Genomic DNA, 24,994 nt, shown 5'->3' with positions numbered 1-24,994 from the left:
CAGGGCGTGCAGAAATACAGCCGTTACCCAAAGGGATTGAGCTGTAGCAATCGACCCGCTTTAAGCGCAGGCTTAAAAACGTGATTGCAAAATATGAGGCTAACAGCAGGGATACTTAGCTCAAGTTAATGCCAATTATCCAAGTGTTGTCTTACATTCTCTTCCATCCGGACTCAGTACTGTTGCTTGCGGCAAACAGTCCATTACCGTCGGCTCTGGAATAGTAGCGCTCGATAGGCATTAACCATGGCGAGACAAGCTAGGGCACCAGATCTGCTGACCCCGAATTGCGTTCGGGCGCTCGCGGGCTTTAGTGTGGGGAAATTTTATTCACCTCACTATTTACCGCCGGTGGGGAGTTTCACCCCGCCCTGAGAATTGTTGTTAGGCTTTAGCCTAAAAACGCGGTTATGTTGCGCCTAATTATTGGTGATGGCAACAACATCGCGCCTGAAATTGGGCAATGTTTGCGCAAGCGCACAATGCTTTGGGATCCTTAAGCAAGCGCAATCTTTAGGAAACTCGCAACTTGAGCTAGCTTGGGTATATCATATCCGGCACATTTACTTATTGGCTTGCCGTCGTGCCCCACGATGGTGTTTGAACGTCACAAGGACGTATACATGCGCTCTCTGCTGCTTACTTTAGGTCTTGCTATGTTATTACCCGGTTGCTCCACTCCAAAAGGGCAAGTCTCTGCGCCCGTTGCGGAAAAAATTCCCCATGTGATGACCTTGCACGGGGTCACACGCACCGACGATTACTACTGGATGCGCGACGATAAACGCCAAGATCCCAAAGTATTGGCGCACCTTAAGGCTGAGAATCGTTATACCCAAGCTTACTTTAAGCCGCTTAAGTCATTGCAAGACGGGTTGTTTAACGAGCTGACTGGGCGCTTAGTGGCCGATGAGTCGAGTGTGCCGTACCAATGGCACCAGCATAGTTATTACCGCCGCTACCAAGAGGGCAGCGAATATCCGCTGATCGCCCGCAAAGGCAGTGACGGGGTTGAGCAAATGATGCTGGACGTGAATGAACGCGCCAAGGGCCATGAGTTTTATGGTTTGGGCGGCGTTAGCGTCAGCCCAGATGAAACCATGTTGGCCTTCGGTGAAGATGTGTTAAGCCGCCGCGTATATAACATCTATTTTAAAGATATCGAATCCGGCGCTATGATCACCGATGTGCTTGAAAACACAGAGGGACGCATCGTTTGGGGCAATGATAATCGCCATGTGTTTTATATCGCCAAAGATCTGCAAACCCTGCTGGGTTACCGCGTGTATCGCCACGAACTCGGCACACCACAATCGAGAGATGTGTTGGTGTATGAGGAGCAAGATGATGCTTATTACATCTCCCTCGGCAAGAGTTTAGATGAGTCGCAAATCGTGCTGTTCCATGAGAGCACCACCACTAGCGAAGTGTCAGTGCTGGATGCAAACGATCCTTTAAGCCTGTTCAAACCTGTGCTTGCGCGGGAAGAAGGCCATGAATACAGTGTCTCTAAGCTGGGTGATAGTTATTACATCCTCACCAACTGGCAGGCGATAAACTTTCGCTTAATGAAAGTGGCGATTAAGGATGCCGCCGATAAATCCAAATGGCAGGAAGTAGTTGCTCACAATCCCAATGCGCGGCTTGAAGATGAGCTGGTGCTGAAGGATTACCTGATTATTCAAACCCGTGAAAATGGCCTGACACGGATTAAAGTGATGCCATTCAATGGCCAAAAGCCTTTTGAGCTGAGTTTCGATGAACCCGCTTATGTGCTGGGTTTAGATGTTAACGCCCAGCAAGATAGCGATAAGTTACGGGTTTTCTACTCGAGCCTGACCACGCCCGAGGCGATTTATGAGTACCACTTAAGCAATCCCGATAGACGCGATCTGCTTAAGCAGGAACAAGTACTCGGTGGCTTCGATGCCAGCCAATATCGCGCCGAACGTTTATTTGTCACCGCCCGCGATGGCGCTAAGGTGCCAGTGTCCTTGGTGTATCGTAAGGATAAGTTCAAGAAAGACGGCACCAACCCTCTGTACCAATATGGTTATGGTTCCTATGGTTACACTGTTGAGCCCGACTTTTCGTCGTCGGTTATTAGTCTGCTCGACCGTGGCTTTGTATATGCCATCGCCCATGTGCGCGGCAGCGAAATGTTAGGCCGCCCTTGGTACGATGCGGGCAAATTACTGAATAAAAAGAATACCTTTAATGACTTTATTGATGTCACTACGGCCTTAACCGAGCAAGGTTATGGTGATAAAAATAAAGTGGTGGCCTCGGGCGGCAGTGCTGGTGGGCTGCTAATGGGCGCGATTGCCAATATGGCGCCTGAAAAGTACTTTGCCATTGCAGCACACGTGCCCTTTGTGGATGTGGTCACGACCATGCTCGATGAGTCGATTCCGCTCACTACCAACGAGTACGATGAATGGGGTAATCCAAACGACAAGACCTATTTCGACTATATGCTCAGCTACTCGCCCTATGACAATGTTGCCGACCATGAGTACCCACACCTGTTGGTCACCACGGGTTTGCATGATTCACAGGTGCAGTATTTCGAGCCTGCTAAATGGGTAGCAAAACTGCGCGAAGTGCAAAATAAATGGTACAAACTCGACGATAAGGTATTGTTATTCCAAGTCGATATGGATGCAGGACACGGTGGCAAGAGTGGTCGTTATCGCCAGTACCAAGACACAGCGCAGGAATATGCCTTCTTCTTAAGTCTGCTCGGCATGACTAAGTAGGCGCCAACGGGTGACCGATTTAGTGATAGAAGCCGCCAATTCAACTCCCTCGGCTAGCCCCCCAAAAGGGGCTAGCCAAACTCAAGCTGTTAACAAAGCTCAGCTTTCGAGCAAGCCTGAAGCGCAAGTAACTGAGCAAGCTGTGACTTCGGAGCAAGGCGCAACATCAGAGATTGAACAAGCATCAACGTGGTATCTGTATCTTATCCGCTGCGCCAATGGCCACTTATACACCGGCATCACCACAGATGTCGCACGCCGATTTAATGAGCATCAATCAAGCAGCCCCAAAGCAGCAAAGTACCTGCGCGGCAAAGGGCCATTAACCCTGATGTATCAAGAACAAGTCGGCACCCGTAGCGATGCCCTCAAGCGTGAAATCGCGGTTAAAAAGTTAAGCCGCGATCAGAAGTTGGCGTTGATTGAATCTGTGATCAGATGACACTGAACACTGACATCATTTAGATCTTATTGTTTTCAAGCAAAAGCTAAATCAAAGTCGTGGGGCTTCACCCCACACCCGACCAAGGAGGACTGCTCGTCCTATCCTCCTTGGATGCTCCAATACGCCCCTAACGGAGTTGAAAGCCCCTTGGGCATAAGCGTTCTTATGCTATCGCGTCAGACGCTCGTCCCTGATTCGACTGACGCTATCTCGGCATCCATGCCTCGCTCACGCAACGACCGCAAATGCCCTGCGGCAACTCCGAGGGGATGCGTATTCTGTTGCTTCGGAGTTGTCTGTGATTTGCTTAAACAAATACGCATGTCCTGTCTTTCTGTTTTCTTTTCCATCATTTAACAGTTGCAGTCGCGATAAACTGTTCAATCTACCAATGTTGAGTAACTAGAAAAACAAGGAGTATATATTTTAATCATCATAGATTTTATGATCTTATATGACTATAATGGCTTTGCTCTTTAGTGTTATTAGGATTAACTCTATGATGTTTAATCTAGTTTGGTGTTGCGCCAAACTCTAATTTATTGGGCAGATTTACAGTTGCGGAACAACATTTTTGAGCCGCAACCGCTGCTCATCCTTCGCAGACGCTTACGGATCAAAAATGTTGTTCCGCGGCTTTAAGTAAAGAGCAATTTGCGGTACAGAAGCAAATGCTTCTGTACCGCACTCAATTGAAAAGACTTAATGAATGGACATAAAACTTTATGAACAGCTAAATAGTACAAATATTGGCTTTAATGAGCTGTTTCTCCGTTCGCCATCTAAACACTATAAAGTATATAAAATTCCTAAGAGAACCCTTGGCTTTAGAACTATTGCTCAGCCGACACCAGCTGTTAAACGTATTCAAAAGCAAATTGTATCAATAATTTCAAAAAACGCTAAAGTACATCACTGTGCGACTGCGTATGTTCGAGGAAAAGGCATAAAAGAAAACGCTAATAAACATGTGTGCTCGGAATATATTCTTAAAGTAGACTTAGAGAACTTTTTTAATAGTGTCACTCCAAAAATGCTATTTAAAGCATTAAAAAAACAAAAAATAGTTTTATCCCAAATTGATGAGAAAGTTATTGAGCAATTTTTATTTTGGAATATGAGTAAAAAAATTAATGGGAAATTAGTATTAAGCGTTGGAGCTCCCAGTTCTCCATTTATATCTAATCTAGTTATGTATAGTTTTGATAAAAAAATGGAGGAATATTGCTCTAAGGAATCGATTGTTTATACAAGATATGCCGACGACTTAACATTTTCAACTAAATCCAAAGGGATTCTTTTTACTCACTTACAATTTGTGAGAAAAATGATTGCCAAAGAATTCAGTTCTAAGTTAATGCTAAATGAATCAAAGACAGTTTTCTCATCTAAAGCGCATAATCGGCATGTCACCGGTATTGTTTTAACTAATAATAATAAGCTGTCATTAGGTCGGGAAAAAAAACGATATATATCAGCTTTGATTCATAAATTTAAACTAGGTAAGTTATTGATTGATGATATTTATCACTTAAAAGGGCTTTTATCACATGCGTCGCACATTGAAAGGGACTTTATTCTAAAAATGTCAGAAAAGTATGGTGCGGAAGTGGTTCTAGAGATAAATAAATTTTCTTGTGGAGAATCTAATGATGGCTGAAATTCCAAGAGAAGTTAAGAAACTTGTTAGTAAATCTGACGCTGGAGATTATATATCATCATATCAATTAGCTAAAATCTATAATGATGGTATTGCAGGTGTTGATATAGATATATCTAAATCTGCTCACTATAAAGAAAGGTGCGCAAATCAATTACTAGATTACAAATTTTCGCTGCAATCATTAAAGCTGATAAACTATAAGGGATTTCAAGAATTAGATATTAGCTTTTCCTCCAGTAACACAACGATACTGGTAGGAAATAATGGTAGTGGGAAGTCTACAATTCTTGATGCTATCCAAAAGACTCTAACACATATCAGCTCGAGACTTACAACACGCTCTTATAATGGCGATCAAATTGATGAAATGGAAATTAATAATAACGCAGATTTTTCAACTATTATTCCAACTTTTTCAATTAATAAAAATCGCTTTCAATTCGAGTTATCTCAAAGTCGTCCTTTGGTTGAGATAAAGAAGAAAAGCAAATTTTCTGAGCTGAATGAGATAGGGCTGCTGCTTCGACAATGTAATTCTGCGATTCCTAATTTTTCTTTGCCATTGCTCGCAAGTTATACGGTAGAAAGGGCCAATGATGTCACTACAAAAGATATTGAAATTTCTGAAGAGATTTTAAATTCTCAAGAGTGGGATAAATCAAGGGCATATAGTAAAAGCTTAACAGGGAAAGCCGATTTTAAATTATTTTTTAGATGGTTTAAGGAACAAATAGAAGAAGAGAACTCTAGCAACACAGATCTTAACTACTTGAAAGCAAAGATTGAAAGTAAGCAGCGTGAACTTGAAAATCCTTTGCTTAAAGCTCTTATGTCTGACTCGAATGTAACACCTAAAGCTAAAGCTCTATTTGATAGTTATATCGCTGAAATTGAGGGGTTAAAACGTGAGCTTAATAATCAATCTGATGTTAATAATAAATCACTAGAGTGTGTTCGTGATGCAATATACAGATTTCTGCCTGGATTTTCTGAACTAAAATTGCGTAGAAATCCTTTGGATATGACGATTAAAAAAGGCGACCAAATTTTAAGTGTTCTTCAATTATCTCAAGGTGAAAAAAGTCTTTTAGCATTAGTTGCTGATATTGCAAGGAGATTAACCCTCCTTAATCCACATGGAGTTAATCAACTAGATGGAACTGGTTTAGTTGTAATAGATGAAATAGATCTTCATCTACATCCATCTTGGCAGCAAATGATAGTTAAAAGGCTAGAGTCAACTTTTAAAAATATACAGTTCATAGTAACTACGCATAGCCCACAGGTGTGCCACACAGTGGATAGCGAGAATATATGGCTATTAAAAGAAGGTAAAAAATTCAAAGCTCCTAAAGGTGTAAGAGGTTCCCTTTCATCATGGGTATTAGAAAACTTATTTGAGGTTGACGCTCGTCCACCAGACGACTCAATAACAAAGTTGCTAAACTCTTATAAAACAATGGTTTATAATAACGAATATGAATCTGATGAAGCTGTTAAAGCAAAAGAGATTTTGATTAATCATTTTGGTGCAGATTATGACGTACTTGTTGAATTAAATTTGTATATCGAAAATCAAGAGTGGGAGAAAAGCTTTGAGAAAGATATATAAGTCCAGTGATGACAATGATTTAACAATATATGCATCAATGCATCCTTTTGCCACTTGGGATGATTTTCGTGATTTTGACAGCGGAAATGTATACAAAGTTATAAAGAAAAAAATTTTTCATGAACAATATGAGTTATGTGCTTACTGTGAGTCTGATTTATCAGCGGCATTAGCAAACAATAGGAGAGTTGAGCATTTTCAATCAAAGTCTGATGGCATTGAGGACGGAAGGAATATCCATTTAGACTGGTTTAATCTACTAGGTGTTTGTGTTGGTGGCAGTGATTATGAAAATATGAAAGTATATGAATTGCCATTTAATTTAAGCTGTGATGCCCATAAAGCACATCTGGAATCTACTCAAAAAAATTTAGATAAGAATTGGAATGGCAAAGTAATTTCCCCGCTAACAATTCCTGAGCATCATATTCTTTTTAAATTTGAAAAATCAACCGGTAAACTTTTTCCTGACCCTGATTACTGTTCTATGCATAAATTTAGTGAAAATCAATTTGAAACTACAGAGGAACTTGTTAACGAAACTATCCGTGTTTTTAATCTGAATTGCGATAGGCTTAATAAGGCTAGGCTTCAAGTTTTTTATTTTTTACAAAAACAAATTAAGCTCGCTAGGAAAACTAATAATCTTAATCAGCTTAAAAGATTCGTCAATAGCTGGAATAGGGATAAACCTCTATCATTCCAAACAACTCGAGATATTCTTTTAAGAGAATATAAGCAAATTTTAGCTGATTGAAGCTTTGGTTTATCGAGTCACTAACTGTTAAATTTCCTTACAGGAATGATAGGGCTGGAAAAACTCTTTTCGAATAAGCACGAAGCTAGTAACTAATGCATGTAACTTCGCTAGGGGCGTCTTGGAGCATCCAAGGATGATAGGACGAGCAGTCCTTCTTGGTCGGGTGTGGGGTGAAGCCCCACGACTTTGACTTTTTAAATATATCAACAAACAAAATTACGCCTTATTTATATACTCATTGCTACATTTTCCTCCGAAAAACAAATAGGTAAAACGTTACCAAAGGCTTACCTGAATTGAGCCTGAGAAAGTCTCAGACGCAAAAAGATGCCACTACAAGGGGGTAGTGGCATAAAGTGCATAAGAATGTCCATGGAACAGTAACGCAAAAGGGGGTGGGTAGAAGACTGACATTTGGTTGGGTACTGCAACATCAGTCTCTACGCCGGGAAGTTGGTGGAGCGGTAACGCTGTTAATCTAACGGGCTCAGTGTTTGCTTACTGGGCCATCGATTTTATCGAAGCTCACATCCCCTGAACCTGCCGAGAGAATGGTTAAGCCCTTAGTGTTCACCACATTGATATCGCCTGAGCCATCGTTGATGGTGACTGTGTTTTGCACATTGGCGACGTTGATTTCGCCAGAGCCGTCATCGATGGTAATGCTGCCTTTAATATCATTGACTTGGATGCCGCCAGAGCCATCGACAATCGCTAGGTTGCCGTTGACTTGGCTGACTTCAATCGCGCCAGAACCATCGTCGATGCTGACATTATTGCCGCCATGGATAACCAGTTCGCCCGAGCCATCCTTGACCTTGATATCCGCGGTCATCTTGTTGATCAAAATCGCACCCGAACCATCGTCAATATCCAGCGCTAATCCGGCGGGCACTTGTAACTTAAGGTCGATATAGGGTGAGTAATTGCTAAAGCTGCTATGGGATTCAAAGTCGGCCTTAAGCTGGGCTTTGTTGGCCTTTTTCTCAAGGGTGAGAATGACTTTACTATCGTCATTGCTATAGATATCAGCGACTAACTTAATTTGGGTTAGGCCTTCGACGCCGATTATTTCAAGACTGCCTGCACCGGTTTCGGCGACGAGTTCTTGTAGGTCTTGAGCATCGAGGCTGAGTTCACGTTGCTGGTGATCTAAATCCGGCATGCCGGCGGCGTTCACATTGATAATGCAGCCAGTGAGTGACACACCAACGGTAAAAGCGGCGACAAATCCGAGGGTGAATATAAAAGGGCGTAGTGACATTTTCTTCTTCCTTGTTATCGGCACTCGATAAGCTGCAGAGTGCGGAGTCTATGGCGATAAGTGCTATGTCGAGAGATAGCACATCCTATGCCAACTTTTAAATTCCTTAATTATCAGTTAAATACTGTAAATGTGTCCGCTTGGTCGTAGGCGGACATGTCCGCTGAATGAGTGATTTTTCCCAAAGAGTGGTGAAATTACTCACTTATTCGGTTAGCGTGTGTCCATTCAGCCCGCGTGGCTAACAGCATAACCAGAAAGGATTCACATGGATTACTTAACGACCAATAAAATCGCTTGGGATGCTCGCACTCGGGTGCACTTAACCTCTGATTTTTATGATGTTGAAGGCTTTTTGAATGGCAACACCTCCTTAACGGAAATCGAATTAAATGAGCTTGCGGTGGCGGGTAAGAGCCTACTGCATCTGCAATGTCACTTTGGTTTAGACACCCTGTCGTGGGCGCGAATGGGCGCAAAGGTGACTGGGGTCGATTTATCCGAGGTGGCGATTGCTGAGGCGCACAAGCTGGCGTTGCAGACGCAATTGTCCGCCGAGTTTATCTGTAGCGATGTCTACAGCGTTGCGGGCAAGGTTGAGCCGCAAGATATTGTCTTTACCTCCTTTGGCGCCATTGTATGGCTGCCGGATTTAACGCTCTGGGCGCAGACCATTGCGGCGTGTTTAAAGCCCGGCGGACAGTTTTATATGGCCGAGTTTCATCCGGCGCAGCAGCTATTCGATGGGTATAGCTATTTTAATCGCGGTGAGCCAGATATAGAGCAGGAAGGGACCTATACCGAGAATGCCGGTGATGAGCAGCAGACCTTAATGTGCTGGTCCCATAGCTTGTCTGAAGTGATAAATGCCTTGTTGCAGGCGGGTTTAGAGTTAGCGTTCTTCCACGAATTTGCGTTTAGCCCCTATAACTGTTTCGCAGGGCTAGAGGCGCAAGCCGATGGCCGTTATGTGCTCACACACCAAGGGCAGCATGTGCCCTTGGTATATAGCATAAGCGCGCGTAAGCCTGCTTAATCCTTGCTGTTTTTAACTGTGAGGATTAACGGCTACGGTAGACTGGATATTTAAGATATTGATTATCGTAGTAAGGGCTGCGCTCATAGAACCAGCGTAAGCGTGCCTCGGGATCGGCGGCAAACTCTGGGTTTTCCAGCGCTTTGTTAAATTCCGCCTGTAACTTGGGATCTTCCTTCAGCATCTTGGCGGCCAGCGGCTCTACGGCGTAGTCCTCAATATATTCGGTACGGGTAAAGATAGGGTTGAAGAAGCCCCATTGCAGTAACGAGTCCGGTGATTGTGGCTCAAGCAGTAAAATCGCCAGATCGCCTAAGGGTTGATCTGTGCTGATTTTCACTGTGCCCGCAGGCAAGGTGGTGGTCAGTTTCGCCAGTGTCGAGTCGGCCTTCACTGTGAGTCGACCCTCGAACGCCTTGGTATTAAACACCGGATTGCTCAGGCTATATTGCTGCAATTTAAGCTCTGTTGGCTTGCTTAAACGCGTCATCCGAATGCCGTGTAGATTTAAGCGGTCGATCACTTGTGTCCACTGGGCGGGAATATAGTAAGCACTCGGGCGAGTGACTTTAATGTCGGGCACAGTTTCGGCAATCACAGGTAAATTCGGGTACAACTTAGGCTCGCCTGTCCAACGCACAACCTCGGTGCCGCTAATCGGACTCTGCTCAAGCTGGTAATCTATGCCTTTAAAATCCCAGCCTTTAGCCAGTGGTGCCGATTTCCACGTTAATGTGATCAGTGGCGAGGCACGGTATTTATCCTCTTGAATCGCACTCTTTAACTTGGTCGCTTGGTCGCCAACGGTTTTTAGGGTTTGCTCTAGCATCACATAGGTGCCAAGTACGCGCTGCTTAAAGGGTTTTAAGCTGTGGTTCTCAATCAAAATAGTGGGCAGATGACGGGCATCACCATAACCATTAGAGAAGCGTGGGCTAGGGTTCCACAGTGACATGCCTTTAGTGATATCGGTATTGTCGACGGCGAAAATCAGCGAACCTGGGACATGGCCTTGGGCGGTTAATGCCGCTTCGACCGCTGGGCGGTAGCTATTTTCGAGCCAACGGAAACTGGCGGGACTCAAACCTTGGGCGAGATTGTAGCCGAAGGTGATGTCGTACTGGTAATCGATACCATCGGTGACATGCACATCGATATACAGATCCGGTTGCCACACATTGATTGCCCGCAGCATATGCTGCATTTCTAAGGTGTCGGCCTTGGCGTAGTCGCGGTTAAGGTTGAGGTTATTGGCATTGGTGCGCCAGCCCATATTGACCGGACCACGTTGATTTACGCGGTTAAATTCGCCGCTGCGCTCATGGGCATCGACGCTAAACATAGGCACAAACAGCAAGTTGGCCTTTTCGAGCAGGTCGCTCTTGTCACCTTTGACTATATCCCGCAGCAGCATCATGCCGGCGTCTTTACCGTCGATTTCGCCCGCGTGGATCCCTGCCTGTACCAGAATCGTCGGCTTAGTGTTTTGCTTTAGTCGTGCCGATTCGTTAATGCCTTCACTGCTGGCGACATACATCCAAATATCGCGCCCTTGAGGGCTCTTGCCTAGGCTGACTTTCTGCAATTTGGTGGTTTCGGCCGCTAATCGGTCGAGCCAAGTGATGGTGTCGTCATAGCTTGGGCTTTCGGTGCCGTTGCTTTGCTCGAAGGGCGTCGCCCATTCGTTATCGGCGCTGAGTAACAGCGACTCACTGGCACCGTGCCACGTGATGCTCGGCGGTAGAATGGCGTCATTCACAAAGGTATTGGCGTGAGTCGGTGTCGCTGTCACTGCGGCTTCGGGAGCAGCTTCTGTTGCGGGCAAAGCGCTGCTGTCGGCACTGGTGTCAACCGCGTCGGTTTTAGCGGCCTCAGCGTTGGCAGCTCCAGTCGTCACTTCGGGTTGCGCGACTTCGGCATTTGCGGCAACGGCTAACTGGGCGGTGAATAGTGAACCCGCCGATAAGCAGGCAATGGCGATAACGGAAGGGGAAAACAAGCGCATGAAAACAGTCCACACATCGAATTTTTATTAGGGCGGTATCTTTTCATTAAGCCCCTGCGAGTGCAAGGGCTGCCAAGGGTTTATCTTGATCTGACTGAGTGATTTTTGCTGCCATTCCCCGTGGTAACAGCCTATGAAGGCTTGGCGGTTTTATGTAACACGGTTTGTCCGCTATAGGCGATTTCGATAATCTCAATATCGGCGTAGAGGGCTTCGACGGCGATGGCGAGTTGATAGATAAGCCAGCCGTATCCCGTGAGGGCAAATCCCTGCGCGACTTCATTGGCGAAAGGGGCCGAATTTGGCGTCTGAACGGCCAAGCTAAGTTGTAATCTGTGCTGCAACTCTTGCTCTAGTGCATTTGGTAGTGTGGGCAATGTCGCTGTTTTGCCTGCAACAAATTCACTCAGCCTGTGAAGATACGCCGTAAGCTCGGCGGCGACTTTGTTGATTTGGTGATATGCCTCTTTGTCGGCCTCCTGCCAACGACTCAAAGGCAATAACTCGAGTAGGGTGATCAACCTAACCTGTTTATTAACTAATTCTGCCAGCAGCACTTTATGCTTTTTCAGGGTTTGGCTTTCCCACTCGAGGGAGAAAAACAATTTCTTCTGGGTTAATACCGCCTTCATCGCCGCCTCTAGTTCGGCGCGAAAATCTAAATCATGGTTGGCGGGGGCCTGTAAGTGTTGGGTCAGTACCTTGGCCATATTGTCGATGGCATTAGCGAGCTGGCTGCGCCAGTCCTGTTTGGCCTTAATCGGGAAGATAAACAGCGACACCAGAATGGCGATAACACAGCCGAGCAGAATATTCGCCGTGCGCCAGAGCGCCTCTGAGGTGTCGTGGTTCGCATCGCCCACCACGATAATAATGGTGAACCCCGCCACCAGATAGGCATAGCTGTAGCGTCCCGCCGAGATAAAACAGATCAGCGTGACTCCTAAGATCAGTAGCCCCATAATCAGCCAATAACTGTCGATAGTGGCCACTAACATCACGCCATAAGCCGAACCTAAACAAGTGCCTACCGCACGTTGCAGGGACTTTTCAATCGCGCCGCCCACCTGCGGCAGACTCATCATAATGATCACTATGGTCACCATGCTCCAAATAAAATGCGGCGGCGACCAAATGGCGTTAATGGTGACGGCAATCAGTAGGGCGAGGCCGAGTTTAAGGGCGTGAATGGCACGGAAATGACGATAGATAAAGTCGGCAAAAGGGCTTGCAGGGGCAAAAACGGACATAATGCAACACTCCTTTGGACTGATAGTAGCCAAGCCATTATCGCAGAAAGGCATCGTGCTCGTGTGGCTTGGCGGATAAAGAAATACAAATTGCGAGGCGGCGCCGTTTGAGCTTAGCCCAAGGCGTCGCCAAGATCACATTAACCTGCATTAAGTGATAAGAAATCAGTGGGATAAGATGCGGTATATCGAAGTTTAAGCCATAAAAAAGGCTTGAATAAGCAAGCCTATTCAAGCCTTGGTATATCAATGTATTCACACCGTTAGTTCGAGCTTGGCTCTGCGGTGTATTTATCCATAATCACGGCGCAGGCGGCGTCACCCGTGATGTTGAGCGCGGTGCGGATCATGTCAAACACCCGGTCGAGGGCGAATAACAATGGTAAACCGTCAATCGGAATACCGGCGGCCAGTAGCACAGCAACCACTAAAAACGATGGACCGGGTACACCCGCTTGGCCAATGGCGCCTAAGGTTGAGGTAAAGATAATCGCGGCATAGGCCGTCATCGACAGATCGACGTTGTACATTTGCGCGAAAAACATGGCGACTAAACCATAATAAATCGCGTTGCCGCTCATATTGATGGTGGCGCCTAAGGGCAGCACAAAGGCGGTGGTGGCCTTAGAAACCTTAAGATCTTCCTCACAGGTTTCCATATTCACTGGCAGCGTGGCCATGGATGACGCCGTCGACAGTGCCATCACCTGAGGTTTTTTCATCGCCGAAATAAATTGGCGTGCCGATACCCTAGAAAACAGCTGCACCACTAAGGGGAAGAACACAAAACCGTAGATCAGAATCGCGGCCACAAACACGGCAAACAGCTTAAACACCACTTCTAAGGCATCGAAACCGAAGGTGCCGACGGAATCGGCCATCAAACCAAACACCCCAATGGGCGCAATTACCATCACACAGTTGATCATCCACACAAAGGCGTCGACGACGGTATTTAACGCCGCCATGATGGGCTTAGCGCCATCGCCTTTGACCTTGGTCAGCGCGATACCGAAAAATATACTAAACACCAGAATTTGAAGGATATTTCCGCCAGTCAGCGATTCGAACACATTGGTTGGGATCATGCCAATAAAGGTGTCCATTACCCCAGGCAGTGCGCCATGTTCGGCAGTTACTTCCATCAGACCGCTACTGCTATGGGCGGTAAAGTCGACGCCCGCGCCGGGGGTAAACATATTGCCCATGACCAACGCTAAGGCAACGGCAATCCCCGAAGTGACAATAAAGAAACCGAAGGTGCCGACACCAATCTTACCCGCCGAGGGGCTATCGCCTAGGCTGGCGGCGCCGCTGATGATAGACACCAGCACCAGTGGGATCACTAGCATTTTGATTAAATGGATAAAGATGGTGCCCAGTGGTGCGAAGATGCTCGCACTTTCACCCATCATAAAACCGACCAGTGCGCCAATCATCATGGCAATAACCACTTGCACACCAATGTTGCCTAATAAACTCTTGCTCTTCATTCTTGCGAAACTCCCCAATTACCGCGGCATTTTGTGTCTTAAGACTAGTTATCTATTTACAGGCCTGCCCTCGCTTTTGGCGTAAAAGCTCAGCCCTGACACGTTTTTTGGGCGCCTAAGGTATCACAGTTGGCGTAACGGGTTTTGTGAAACATCACCAACCTTGGTTTGAAAATAACCAAAACCTAAATAACACCATGTCTAAATGGATAATGTTTAAAAATACATGCCGTAAAATGATGTTTGCTCAATTGTGGCTTGGGTTTTGTCCATCGAATTGATGAATTGTGATTTTGGCTTTGATGGACGCAGATATCCTCTCGTATTCTTGGGGCGGGTTGAGTTGCGAGAGCTCCCATCTCTTACTCGTATGCATCTTGAGGGTGGTGAATAGCCTCTATGACCATGCAGCTCAGTGACTCACTCGGTTTTCCCAATGACAACGCCATTTCGAGGACATAATGAATATCACCTCATTTTTCGGTCAGCCCGAGTCGTTACAGCGCTGGATAAGAAAATGCATCGAGCAACCGGGATTAAGTTATTGGCTGGTTTATCAAGATCTTGATGAAGGTGAATCCCTACGGCTGACCACGTTATTGTTCCCGATAGTGGCTAATATGAGGGATCTCTCGGATGATGAAATTGATGCCTTTGAGGATGGCTTAGGCCACAGTGACTATGGTTATCTGCTAAACACGGATCAAATCGAGGATGTGATTGATAATCTTAAGCAGCAAAAAGCTCAGCCCAGTGAACAGGAACTGCTTGAAGCCATTATCTTTTACTATGAGCGAGATGCGTTTATTGATATTTAACTATTTGTATTTATATGTTTTTAACCAGATAAAATGCCGACGGTTGATGTCGGCATCGACGTTTAAGGCGAGACGGTAAGCGGTGCAGTGTTTAGTGGTTATTGAGGTATCGAGCGCCTGTTTATTATAAATTCAATGTTACAAGTACTCGATACTTCATTTTGCCCTAAGGCATTGCTGGGAAAGCGAATGAACTACCGATACCCAATGGCAGGCCTATTGCCCAATATGCCAATAAGAAAGCGCTCCAAAGCAGGAGAAAACTGATTGAAAACGGCAACATCAATGCCACTAGGGTGCCAATACCTGACTCCTTAACGTATTTTTGGCAAAACACCACTATCAGCGGAAAGTAAGGCATCAGCGGGGTAATGATATTGGTTGACGAGTCGCCTACACGGTAAGCGGCTTGAGTCAAATCGGGCGATACGCCCAGCTCCATTAACATGGGTACCATAATGGCACCAATCAAGGCCCATTTGGCTGAGGCCGAGCCGACTAATAGATTGACGAACGCGGTGAGAAACACAATCCCCACCAATGTTACGCCCATAGGAAGGGCTAACTCTTTCAACGCCATCGCGCCTTTAATCGCCATTAATGCGCCTAAATTGGATTGACCGAAGGCGTAAATAAACAGGGCGCAGAAAAAGGCCATAACGATGTAATAACCCATGCCGCTCATGGACTTACTCATGCCTTGGATAATGGCTCTGTGGTTATTCGCCGTGCCCGCAACATAGCCATAGACTATGCCTGGCACGAGGAAGAACACAAAAATAATTGCCACAATGGAGCGCATTAAGGGAGCCGAGGAACTGGTTAGCGCGCCATCGGTACCACGCCAGGCAGAGTTGTCACCATAGGCGGTAAACACTAGCCCTAAGGCACATAACAACATGGCGCCCATGGCGAATTTAAGCCCACGGCGCTCATGGGGCGCCAGCTCATCAAGCGTTGGCAGCGTGCTGGGATCACCATTCACTGCGGTGTTTTTTAGGCGCGGCTCAATCACTTTATCCGTTAAGAACCAGCCAACTAAGATAATTAACACGGCAGATGCCGACGTAAAGAATATATTATTCAGTGGGTTAATCGTTAATGTGGCAGCCGCTGGGTCGGCCGATAATCTTGCCGCCGCCTGAGTTAAGCCGGCTAACATAGGATCAAGACTCGATGGCACGCCCACGGTTGCAGAAAAACCACCGGATACCCCAGCAAAAGCAGCGGCAATACCGGCTAGTGGATGACGACCCGCGGCATAGAAGATCACCGCACCGAGTGGGATAACCAGAACATAACCCGCATCAACCGCGACATGGCTCAGGATACCCACTGCGATAAGTACCGGAGTGAGTAACATCTTGGGAGTCACTGATAAAATTGAGCGCAGCCCCGCATTAATAAAGCCTGTATGTTCGGCAACACCTAAGCCAAGCATTGCAACCAGCACGACACCGAGCGGTGGAAAACTCACAAAGGTTGATACGAGTCTTGAGGTAAAGGCGGTTAATGCACCGCCTTCGAGCATATTGACGACTTGAATGGGGTTACCCGTTCGGGGGTCGATTTCATCAAAACTGACGCCCGATAACCCCCAAGAGATCAGCCAGACCAAGCCTAGAAATAGTGCAAATAATACTGCGGGGTCGGGGAGTTTATTCCCTACGGTTTCGACGGTATTGAGAAATCGCTGGAATCCTGTGGCAGGTTTATGATTTTCCATTTGGGTGCCGCTTCCTAAAAGTGATGATTGTTATTGGTGATTATAAAAACGCAGCATTAATTTAAGCTTGGTTTAACTAATCGATAAGAAACAAAACACATAAAAAATCTAACGCAGTGACGTTAGTGCGGGTGGGGTTTAGTTACAAAATCAACAGACAAATAAAAAGCGCGGGTTCATCACTGAACCCGCGCTTTTTTACTCAACAATGTGTTTGATTACATTATCTAAATGAATTCGCTACGCTTATGCCTTTGGGCCCGCGTTACGGATGGCGTCTGACACTTGATACTTCGCGAAGTTCTTAGTGAAGGCTTCGGCCAGTTTTTGGGCGTATTCGGCGTACAGTGCTTTATCGCTCCACGTGTTCACTGGGTTGAGTAGATTGCTGTCGACACCGCTAACCGCTACAGGCACCGCGAGGTTTAAGGTATCTAAATGAACGGTTTCTACGTTTTTCAACTCACCGCTGACAATCGCATCGACAATCGCGCGCGTTGTTGGGATGTCAAAACGTTTACCAATACCGTGCGGGCCGCCAGTCCAGCCAGTGTTAACTAAGTACACTTGGCTACCGAAGGACTCAATGCGCTTCATCAACAGTTCTGCGTACACGCCCGCAGGACGTGGGAAAAACGGTGCGCCGAAGCAAGTTGAGAAGGTTGACTGAATCGCAGAGGTTGAACCGATTTCAGTCGAACCGACTTTTGCGGTGTAACCAGAGAGGAAGTGGTAAGCCGCTTGCTCTTTGCTCAGGATAGAAACCGGTGGCAACACGCCAGACACGTCGCAGGTTAAAAACACCACTGCGTGAGGCTCGGCGCCACGGTTGTCTTCTTTACGCTGGGCGATATGCTCGAGCGGGTAAGCCGCACGGGTGTTTTCCGTCAGGCTGCTGTCTTTGTAGTTAGGTACGCGGTGCTCGTCCATTACCACGTTTTCCAGCACAGTACCGAAACGAATCGCATCCCAAATCACAGGCTCGTTCTTTTGGCTCAGGTCGATACATTTGGCGTAGCAGCCGCCTTCGATATTGAATACGCCGCCCGGTGCCCAGCCGTGCTCATCGTCACCGATCAGGAAGCGTTTTGGATCCGCAGACAGGGTGGTTTTACCTGTACCCGACAGACCGAAGAATAGGGTGGTGTCGCCGTCTTTACCTACGTTTGCCGAGCAGTGCATTGGCAATACGCCTTGGGCTGGCAGCAGGAAGTTTTGTACAGAGAACATCGACTTCTTCATTTCGCCAGCGTATTTCAGGCCCGCTAGCAACACTTTGCGCTCGGCAAAGTTTAAGATCACCGCCGCATCTGAATTGGTGCCATCACGCTCAGGAACACAGACGAAGTCTGGCGCGTTGATGATTTGCCATACAGGCTTGTCTTGACGGTTAAATTCTTCTGGGATGATAAAAAGGTTGCGGGCGAACAGTTGGTGCCAAGCGTATTGAGTCGTCACGCGCACTGGCTGGTAATGTTCTGGGTCTGCACCGACTTCGAGGTCAGATACAAACAACTCTTTATCGGCGAGGAATGCTTCTACACGCGCCCATAATCCTTCAAAAGCACCGGGTTCAAATGCTTGGTTGACGGGTCCCCATTCGATATCAGCCGCTGAACTTGGTTCTTTAACAATAAAACGATCGCCAGGAGAGCGACCTGTGCGTGTACCAGTTTTGGCAACCAGCGCACCATTGGCGGTTAATTCACCTTCGCCGCGGAGCAGGGCAAATTCGACCAGTTGTGCTGTTGAGGGGTTGTAATGAACGCGGTTTAATCCATCCGCCATAGTGAGGTCTCCATTGACTTGTATTTGTAAGGTTATTTTTTATCGATCGTCTGCCGATTTTGCTTTTATTTATCGCCCGAGGCGTGCTAGGGGACAAAGTGTGCCGATTGTATCCTATCCGTAGCTAAAGTGTGAGCTGGATCATTGAGGTGGTACAAAAAAGGGCACCCAAGGTGCCCTTTTGACAGTAAGTAAAAACTTACTGCTGGGTATTTGAAGTGGTGCCATTGGCATAGATTGCTGCAACATCAATAGCATCGAACACGTATTTCGCATTGCAGTATTCACAACCCATTTCGACCTTACCGTCTTCCGCCAGAATGGCTTCGACTTCGGCTTGATCGATGGTTTTAATCGCCGCCGCACTGCGCTCGCGTGAGCAAGTGCATTTAAAGCTGACTTCGATAGGATCGAACAGACGCACTTCTTCTTGATGATACAAGCGGTGTAATACGTCCTGCGCTTCTAGGGTGGATAACTCTTCCGCCTTGATGGTCGCTGTCAGCTGACATAAATGCTCGAAGTCGGCATTGTGGTCTTCTTGGCTTGGTAATATTTGCAGGAACATGCCAGCAGCTTGTTTACCGTCGGCAAATAGCCACATAGCTGTGGGTAATTGCTCTGACTGGTTAAAGTAGTCTTCGACACAGGCGGCTAAGGTGGGTTTATCAAGGGCGACCACGCCTTGATAGCGTTCGCCTTCGTCCGGTGTGAGGGTGATAACCATATAACCTTGGCCAAACAGATCGGCTAGGCTGGCATCGTCTGCTAACTCGCCATCCCAGCGGGCGATACCGCGTAATTGCTGCAGGTTATTGCCATTGATCACCGCCAGCGATACTGGGCCATTCCCTTGCAACTGCACGCTAATATCACCGCTAAATTTTAGGGTGGCGGTTAATAAAGAGGTCGCCGCCAGCAACTCGCCGAGCAGGGTTTGCAGCACAGGAGGATAGGCATGTGAACCTATTACCTGCTGGTAGCTGTCTTGCAATTGCACCAGTTCACCACGCACATCGGCATTATCGAACAGGTAGCGGTGTAAAATATCTTGGGTCATTTTGTATCTCACTATTAGGTAACTTTTACGTAATTCTTAGCATTCTTTAAATCGGATAAGTTGGCGTCGTTGCTTTTTATCCGGTTTATGGTCTGGTGCAGGATTATTAAGAATATTCAATCGTCTTGCTTCGGCATTTAACGCGCGTTTAGCGATGCTGGCGGCGGTTTCTTCGTACAATTCCTGTGCAATTGATGCACTTTGGCGTGATTCTGATAATTTTTTTATGACGATCTCTTTATCGTCATAACCTTGTCGTATCTTAAGGACGGCACCTATCTCAGCATTCTTACTAGATTTGGTGCGCGCACCGTTGTAATGTACTTTGCCGCCGTTGATCATTTCTTTGGCTATGGCTCGAGTTTTATAAAAACGTGCGGCCCATAACCATTTATCGAGTCGAACGCTGCCACTGTCGCCTGAACTTTGTGTCATAGTGTCTCCAAGATAAAAGATCGATGAGTTCACATGCTGAGTAATAAAATGCCTAAGTCGCATTGCTATTATGTTAAAGAGTGGTGCGCTTCACACCCTTTTTAGGCGGGCAAAGTTAGCATAAATGGCCAATTTTCGCCAATTGCAATACTGTTATGGGGTTGTTGCCAAATGCGGCCTAGGTTAGCATGTGGCGAACATGATAATTTTTATAATCAGAACAGAGACCTGTATTGAGGGTCCACATAAATATGGATTTATTAGATAACGTTATCGCAAAAGCTGCAGGTATTCCGCATAAGCCGTTGAGTCAGGTTGTTTTCTGGCTTGGTTTTATTCTGAGTTTACTCTTAGCCGCGCAAATTACATGGAAACTCGTGCCTACCACCTCTTCTCCTACAGCATGGTCTCCCACTGCGGTGACCACGGCGGGTAAAGGGGCTGGGCAAATTGATCTGGCAGGATTACAGCAACTCGCACTTTTCGGCAAAGCCGACGCCAAGGCGGATAAACCTAAAGTCGAAGTGGTCGAAACCGTAACCGATGCGCCAAAGACTTCCCTTTCTATTCAGCTGACGGGGGTGGTGGCATCCACCGCTGACCAAAAAGGTCTGGCGATTATTGAATCCAGTGGTAGCCAAGAAACCTACAGCTTGGGTGATAAAATTAAGGGTACATCCGCTTCGTTAAAAGAAGTCTATGCAGACCGGATTATCATTACCAATGCGGGTCGCTATGAAACCTTGATGCTTGATGGTTTGGTTTACACCAGTCAAAGCCCAGCGAATCAACAATTACAAAAGGCCAAGAGCGGAAAAGCTGAAGTCGTTAGTCGAGTGGATCAGCGCAAGAATGCTGAAATCTCTCAAGAACTGGCCGAATCTCGCAGTGAACTCTTAGCCGATCCCAGTAAAATTACTGACTATATTGCGATTTCGCCCGTGAGACAGGGAGAAAACGTTGTTGGTTATCGCCTCAATCCTGGTAAAGATGTGAACCTATTTAAGCAAGCAGGCTTTAAACCCAATGACCTTGCTAAATCGATTAATGGATACGACCTGACCGTAATGAGTCAGGCGTTAGAAATGATGAGCCAATTGTCTGAATTAACTGAAGTTTCTGTTATGGTTGAACGGGAAGGACAGTTGGTTGAAATCATGTTTAGTTTGCCGCAATAACACGCGTTAGGGGAAAGTAAAATAATGAATAACAAACGGATTCGACGCAAACTGATTGCTGGAGTTGTGGCGGGCGCCACTATGCTGACCTCGCAATTTGTTTGGTCTGAACAATATGCGGCCAACTTTAAAGGCACTGATATTCAAGAGTTTATCAATATTGTTGGTAAAAACTTGAACAAAACCATCATTGTTGACCCGACGATTCGCGGCAAGATCAACGTTCGCAGCTATGATCTGCTCAATGATGAGCAGTATTACCAGTTCTTCCTCAACGTGCTGCAAGTATACGGTTATGCCATCGTCGAGATGGAAAATAACGTTATCAAAGTGATCAAAGACAAAGATGCGAAAACCGCGGCGATTCGTGTTGCTAATGACAACGATCCTGGCCTAGGCGATGAAATGGTTACCCGCATCGTGGCGTTGTATAACACCGAAGCCAAGCAATTAGCACCATTATTACGTCAGTTAAACGATAACGCTGGTGGTGGTAACGTAGTGAACTACGATCCATCAAACGTGCTGATGCTCTCTGGCCGCGCTGCGGTGGTTAATAAGTTAGTTGAAATCATTCGCCGTGTAGATAAACAGGGTGATACCTCTGTTCAAGTCGTGCCACTTGAATATGCTTCTGCTGGCGAAATGGTGCGAATTATCGATACCCTGTACCGCGCGACAGCTAACCAAGCGCAGCTTCCCGGACAAGCGCCTAAGGTTGTTGCCGACGAGCGGATTAACGCTGTTGTGGTCAGTGGTGATGAAAAGAGTCGTCAACGGGTGGTGGAGCTGATCCACCGTCTCGATGCCGAGCAAGCCAGCACGGGCAATACGAAAGTACGTTATTTACGGTATGCCAAGGCCGAAGACTTAGTTGAAGTGCTAACTGGTTTTGCCCAAAAGTTGGAAGGTGAAAAAGATCCTAGCGCTCAGGCAGCGGGTGGTGGCAAACGTCGTAATGAAATCAATATTATGGCCCACACTGATACTAACGCATTAGTGATCAGCGCTGAGCCAGATCAAATGCGCACTATTGAAAGCGTGATCAACCAACTCGATATTCGCCGCGCCCAAGTATTAGTCGAAGCCATTATCGTGGAAGTTGCCGAAGGCGATAACGTCGGCTTTGGGGTGCAATGGGCCGCGAAAGCGGGTGGTGGCACTCAGTTCAATAACTTAGGCCCAACCATAGGTGAGATTGGCGCGGGTGTATGGCAGGCGCAGGATAAAGAAGGAACCTATATCACTAACCCAAGCACGGGCGAGGTGATTGGCCAGAACCCAAAAACTAAGGGTGATGTGACCTTGTTGGCGCAGGCCTTAGGTAAAGTGAATGGTATGGCATGGGGTGTAGCCATGGGCGACTTTGGCGCCCTAGTACAAGCTGTGTCGGCCGATACCAACTCAAACGTACTGGCAACACCTTCTATTACTACCTTAGATAACCAAGAAGCCTCTTTCATCGTCGGTGATGAAGTGCCTATTCTGACTGGTTCTACCGCCAGCTCAAACAACAGCAACCCATTCCAAACCGTTGAACGTAAAGAGGTTGGGGTGAAGTTAAAAGTGGTGCCTCAGATCAACGAAGGTAACGCGGTTAAGCTTGCGATTGAGCAAGAAGTCTCCGGCGTAAACGGTAACACGGGTGTGGATATTTCCTTCGCGACTCGCCGTTTAACCACTACTGTTATGGCTGATTCAGGCCAAATCGTGGTACTCGGTGGTTTGATTAACGAAGAAGTCCAAGAAAGCGTGCAGAAAGTGCCATTCCTCGGCGATATTCCAGTACTTGGCCATCTATTCAAATCTTCTTCCAGTAAGAAGACCAAGAAGAACCTGATGATCTTTATCAAACCCACCATTATCCGTGATGGTGTGACGATGGAAGGTATCGCTGGTCGTAAATACAACTATTTCAGAGCATTGCAGCTTGAACAGCAAGAGCGTGGTGTCAATCTAATGCCTGAGACTAAAGTGCCGGTATTAGATGAGTGGAACCAGTCTGAGTATGTGCCGCCAGAAGTGAACGATATTTTAGATCGTTATAAAGAAGGCAAAGGGCTAGAGACTCAGATGCGTAAAACTGACCCGACTCTCAAGTCGCTGGATGAAAACAAAAACAAAGATAAAACACAATGAGTGAAATACAAGTATCCCAAGTCGAGGATTTAAGCTTAGTTTCCAATGAACTAGGTATTGAAGCCGAAGGTGATGAGGTATTTCGCTCCAGCAGCAAAGAGCGTTTACCCTTTGCCTTTGCCCACCGCCATGAGGTGATTTTAGCCTATGGCGATGATGGCGCCTTGAACCTGTTTTATACCGCTAAAACCCCGTTAGCAGCGATGCTTGAAGCGCGTCGCTACTCGGGCGTGGATTTACCTTTGGTACAGCTCGAGCCGAGTAAGTTTGAGGTCAAACTGACTCAGGCCTATCAAGCCAATTCCTCCGAAGCGCAGCAGCTGATGGAAGACATTGGCAATGAAATGGATTTATTTACTCTTGCAGAAGAGTTGCCACAAACCGAAGATTTGCTCGAAGGCGATGATGATGCGCCGATCATTAAGCTCATTAACGCCCTGTTATCAGAAGCGATTAAAGAAGAAGCCTCGGATATCCATATCGAAACCTACGAGAAGCAATTGGTCGTGCGTTTCCGTATCGACGGCGTGCTCAAAGAAGTGCTCAAGCCAAACCGTAAACTGTCATCTTTATTGGTGTCGCGGATTAAGGTGATGGCGCGCCTCGATATCGCCGAGAAACGTGTACCACAAGATGGCCGTATTTCGCTGCGGATTGCAGGCCGCGCGGTGGACGTGCGGGTATCGACCATGCCATCGAGCCACGGTGAGCGTGTGGTGCTGCGTTTGCTGGATAAGAATGCCGGTAATCTGGATTTAAAACAGCTGGGTATGACGGACAGCATCCGAGCCAAGTTCGATGAGCTTATTCGTCGTCCCCACGGCATTATCTTGGTAACGGGTCCTACGGGTTCGGGTAAGAGTACCACGCTGTATGCTGGACTTACTGAGATTAACTCTAAAGATACCAATATCTTAACCGTTGAAGACCCCATCGAATACGAATTAGAAGGCATAGGCCAAACTCAAGTTAACACTAAGGCGGACATGACCTTTGCCCGTGGTCTACGGGCGATTCTGCGTCAAGACCCCGATGTAGTGATGATTGGGGAAATCCGTGACCTTGAAACCGCCCAAATTGCGGTGCAGGCATCCTTGACGGGTCACTTAGTGATTTCGACTCTCCACACCAACACCGCTTCGGGCGCGATTACCCGTTTGCAGGATATGGGTGTTGAGCCTTTCTTAGTCTCATCAAGTTTGCTCGGGGTATTGGCTCAGCGCTTGATCCGTACCCTCTGTCCAAAATGTAAGACAGAGCATGTGCCCGATGAGCGTGAACGTGAGCTGCTGGGTATTACTGCCGATGATCATCGCCATATTTATCGTGCCAATGGCTGTAAGGCCTGTGGTAACAGTGGCTACCGTGGTCGTACGGGCATTCACGAACTGTTGCTGGTCGACGATAATGTGCGCGAGCTTATTCACGGTGGACGTGGCGAACTGGCGATTGAGAAATATATCCGCCAGTCGGTACCAAGCATTCGCCACGATGGCATGAGCAAGGTGCTCTCAGGTATCACCACTCTGGAAGAAGTCCTAAGGGTGACCCGCGAGGAGTAAG

18 protein-coding genes and 1 riboswitch are annotated in these 24,994 nt (G+C 46.8%); of the genes, 10 read left to right on the top strand and 8 right to left on the bottom strand.

Annotated features, from left to right (window positions below):
- Positions 1-151: 151 nt before the first annotated feature.
- A riboswitch (FMN riboswitch) is annotated at positions 152-383 on the bottom strand.
- Between the two features lie 240 nt (positions 384-623).
- The 5 genes from HG547_RS16510 (at position 624) to ptuB (ending at position 7,236) form a co-directional block, all read left to right on the top strand.
- Positions 624-2,759 carry a S9 family peptidase gene (locus HG547_RS16510; RefSeq protein ID WP_169548435.1) on the top strand — a complete coding sequence of 712 codons (2,136 nt, stop codon included), beginning with the start codon at positions 624-626 and terminating at the stop codon, positions 2,757-2,759.
- 10 nt (positions 2,760-2,769) lie between these two features.
- Positions 2,770-3,201 carry a GIY-YIG nuclease family protein gene (locus tag HG547_RS16505; protein ID WP_348981367.1) on the top strand — a complete coding sequence of 144 codons (432 nt, stop codon included), beginning with the start codon at positions 2,770-2,772 and terminating at the stop codon, positions 3,199-3,201.
- Between the two features lie 712 nt (positions 3,202-3,913).
- Positions 3,914-4,864, top strand: a complete 951-nt coding sequence (locus tag HG547_RS16495) for a retron St85 family RNA-directed DNA polymerase (protein WP_169548434.1) — start codon at positions 3,914-3,916, stop codon at positions 4,862-4,864.
- A complete protein-coding gene (gene ptuA, locus HG547_RS16490; RefSeq protein ID WP_169548433.1) occupies positions 4,854-6,479 on the top strand; it encodes a retron Ec78 anti-phage system effector ATPase PtuA in 1,626 nt (541 codons plus the stop codon). The genes HG547_RS16495 and ptuA overlap by 11 nt, the downstream gene beginning before the upstream one ends.
- Complete coding sequence (gene ptuB / locus HG547_RS16485; RefSeq protein WP_169548432.1) at positions 6,463-7,236, top strand: retron Ec78 anti-phage system effector HNH endonuclease PtuB; 774 nt, start codon at positions 6,463-6,465, stop codon at positions 7,234-7,236. The genes ptuA and ptuB overlap by 17 nt, the downstream gene beginning before the upstream one ends.
- Positions 7,237-7,726: 490 nt before the next feature.
- On the opposite strand, the gene HG547_RS16480 is transcribed toward ptuB, so the two are convergent.
- Entirely contained in the window at positions 7,727-8,503 is a 777-nt protein-coding gene (locus tag HG547_RS16480) for a hypothetical protein (RefSeq protein ID WP_169548431.1), read from the bottom strand.
- A gap of 268 nt (positions 8,504-8,771) precedes the next feature.
- On the opposite strand from HG547_RS16480, the gene HG547_RS16475 reads away from it, so the two are divergent.
- Entirely contained in the window at positions 8,772-9,539 is a 768-nt protein-coding gene (locus tag HG547_RS16475; RefSeq protein ID WP_169548430.1) for a class I SAM-dependent methyltransferase, read from the top strand.
- A 25-nt stretch (positions 9,540-9,564) separates the two neighbouring features.
- Here HG547_RS16475 and HG547_RS16470 read toward each other — a convergent pair whose 3' ends face one another.
- The 3 genes from HG547_RS16470 to HG547_RS16460 all read right to left on the bottom strand — a co-directional run bounded on the left by HG547_RS16470 (position 9,565) and on the right by HG547_RS16460 (position 14,287).
- Positions 9,565-11,544, bottom strand: a complete 1,980-nt coding sequence (locus HG547_RS16470; RefSeq protein WP_169548429.1) for a M14 family metallopeptidase — start codon at positions 11,542-11,544, stop codon at positions 9,565-9,567.
- A gap of 131 nt (positions 11,545-11,675) precedes the next feature.
- Positions 11,676-12,794, bottom strand: a complete 1,119-nt coding sequence (locus HG547_RS16465) for an FUSC family protein (RefSeq protein ID WP_169548428.1) — start codon at positions 12,792-12,794, stop codon at positions 11,676-11,678.
- 263 nt (positions 12,795-13,057) lie between these two features.
- Positions 13,058-14,287: a dicarboxylate/amino acid:cation symporter gene (locus HG547_RS16460; RefSeq protein ID WP_169548427.1), complete on the bottom strand. Its 1,230-nt coding sequence runs from the start codon at positions 14,285-14,287 to the stop codon at positions 13,058-13,060.
- Between the two features lie 461 nt (positions 14,288-14,748).
- Between HG547_RS16460 and HG547_RS16455 the strand changes: the two genes are divergently transcribed.
- Entirely contained in the window at positions 14,749-15,105 is a 357-nt protein-coding gene (locus HG547_RS16455; protein WP_169548426.1) for a hypothetical protein, read from the top strand.
- 166 nt (positions 15,106-15,271) lie between these two features.
- On the opposite strand, the gene HG547_RS16450 is transcribed toward HG547_RS16455, so the two are convergent.
- The 4 genes from HG547_RS16450 to hslR all read right to left on the bottom strand — a co-directional run bounded on the left by HG547_RS16450 (position 15,272) and on the right by hslR (position 20,114).
- Positions 15,272-16,831 carry an AbgT family transporter gene (locus tag HG547_RS16450; RefSeq protein WP_169548425.1) on the bottom strand — a complete coding sequence of 520 codons (1,560 nt, stop codon included), beginning with the start codon at positions 16,829-16,831 and terminating at the stop codon, positions 15,272-15,274.
- A 246-nt stretch (positions 16,832-17,077) separates the two neighbouring features.
- Positions 17,078-18,619: a phosphoenolpyruvate carboxykinase gene (locus tag HG547_RS16445; protein ID WP_037416403.1), complete on the bottom strand. Its 1,542-nt coding sequence runs from the start codon at positions 18,617-18,619 to the stop codon at positions 17,078-17,080.
- Positions 18,620-18,818: 199 nt separating this feature from the next.
- Positions 18,819-19,679, bottom strand: coding sequence for an Hsp33 family molecular chaperone HslO (hslO, locus tag HG547_RS16440; RefSeq protein ID WP_169548424.1), 861 nt, complete (start codon positions 19,677-19,679; stop codon positions 18,819-18,821).
- Positions 19,680-19,715: 36 nt separating this feature from the next.
- Entirely contained in the window at positions 19,716-20,114 is a 399-nt protein-coding gene (hslR, locus tag HG547_RS16435) for a ribosome-associated heat shock protein Hsp15 (RefSeq protein WP_037416410.1), read from the bottom strand.
- Positions 20,115-20,365: 251 nt separating this feature from the next.
- Between hslR and gspC the strand changes: the two genes are divergently transcribed.
- From gspC to gspE, 3 genes are read left to right on the top strand one after another with little or no spacing between them, the layout of a single operon-like run.
- A complete protein-coding gene (gene gspC / locus HG547_RS16430) occupies positions 20,366-21,292 on the top strand; it encodes a type II secretion system protein GspC (RefSeq protein WP_037427535.1) in 927 nt (308 codons plus the stop codon).
- Positions 21,293-21,316: 24 nt separating this feature from the next.
- Complete coding sequence (gspD, locus tag HG547_RS16425) at positions 21,317-23,431, top strand: type II secretion system secretin GspD (protein ID WP_037416417.1); 2,115 nt, start codon at positions 21,317-21,319, stop codon at positions 23,429-23,431.
- Positions 23,428-24,993: a type II secretion system ATPase GspE gene (gene gspE / locus HG547_RS16420; RefSeq protein WP_099457139.1), complete on the top strand. Its 1,566-nt coding sequence runs from the start codon at positions 23,428-23,430 to the stop codon at positions 24,991-24,993. Before gspD ends, gspE begins: the two co-directional genes overlap by 4 nt.
- The last annotated feature ends 1 nt before the right edge of the window (position 24,994 follow it).

The sequence above is a fragment of the Shewanella sp. DNRA4 genome (genome assembly GCF_012843185.1).
Lineage (GTDB): Bacteria > Pseudomonadota > Gammaproteobacteria > Enterobacterales > Shewanellaceae > Shewanella > Shewanella xiamenensis.
This window is presented reverse-complemented; position numbering and strand designations above follow the sequence as displayed.

Bases quoted from the DNA above. Each gene is read 5' to 3' on its own strand.
- HG547_RS16510 (WP_169548435.1), top strand. From the start codon at position 624: ATGCGCTCTCTGCTGCTTACTTTAGGTCTTGCTATGTTATTACCCGGT.
- HG547_RS16495 (WP_169548434.1), top strand. From the start codon at position 3,914: ATGGACATAAAACTTTATGAACAGCTAAATAGTACAAATATTGGCTTT.
- ptuA (WP_169548433.1), top strand. From the start codon at position 4,854: ATGATGGCTGAAATTCCAAGAGAAGTTAAGAAACTTGTTAGTAAATCT.
- HG547_RS16480 (WP_169548431.1), bottom strand. From the start codon at position 8,503: ATGTCACTACGCCCTTTTATATTCACCCTCGGATTTGTCGCCGCTTTT.
- HG547_RS16475 (WP_169548430.1), top strand. From the start codon at position 8,772: ATGGATTACTTAACGACCAATAAAATCGCTTGGGATGCTCGCACTCGG.
- HG547_RS16470 (WP_169548429.1), bottom strand. From the start codon at position 11,544: ATGCGCTTGTTTTCCCCTTCCGTTATCGCCATTGCCTGCTTATCGGCG.
- HG547_RS16465 (WP_169548428.1), bottom strand. From the start codon at position 12,794: ATGTCCGTTTTTGCCCCTGCAAGCCCTTTTGCCGACTTTATCTATCGT.
- HG547_RS16460 (WP_169548427.1), bottom strand. From the start codon at position 14,287: ATGAAGAGCAAGAGTTTATTAGGCAACATTGGTGTGCAAGTGGTTATT.
- HG547_RS16455 (WP_169548426.1), top strand. From the start codon at position 14,749: ATGAATATCACCTCATTTTTCGGTCAGCCCGAGTCGTTACAGCGCTGG.
- HG547_RS16450 (WP_169548425.1), bottom strand. From the start codon at position 16,831: ATGGAAAATCATAAACCTGCCACAGGATTCCAGCGATTTCTCAATACC.
- HG547_RS16445 (WP_037416403.1), bottom strand. From the start codon at position 18,619: ATGGCGGATGGATTAAACCGCGTTCATTACAACCCCTCAACAGCACAA.
- hslO (WP_169548424.1), bottom strand. From the start codon at position 19,679: ATGACCCAAGATATTTTACACCGCTACCTGTTCGATAATGCCGATGTG.
- hslR (WP_037416410.1), bottom strand. From the start codon at position 20,114: ATGACACAAAGTTCAGGCGACAGTGGCAGCGTTCGACTCGATAAATGG.
- gspC (WP_037427535.1), top strand. From the start codon at position 20,366: ATGGATTTATTAGATAACGTTATCGCAAAAGCTGCAGGTATTCCGCAT.
- gspD (WP_037416417.1), top strand. From the start codon at position 21,317: ATGAATAACAAACGGATTCGACGCAAACTGATTGCTGGAGTTGTGGCG.
- gspE (WP_099457139.1), top strand. From the start codon at position 23,428: ATGAGTGAAATACAAGTATCCCAAGTCGAGGATTTAAGCTTAGTTTCC.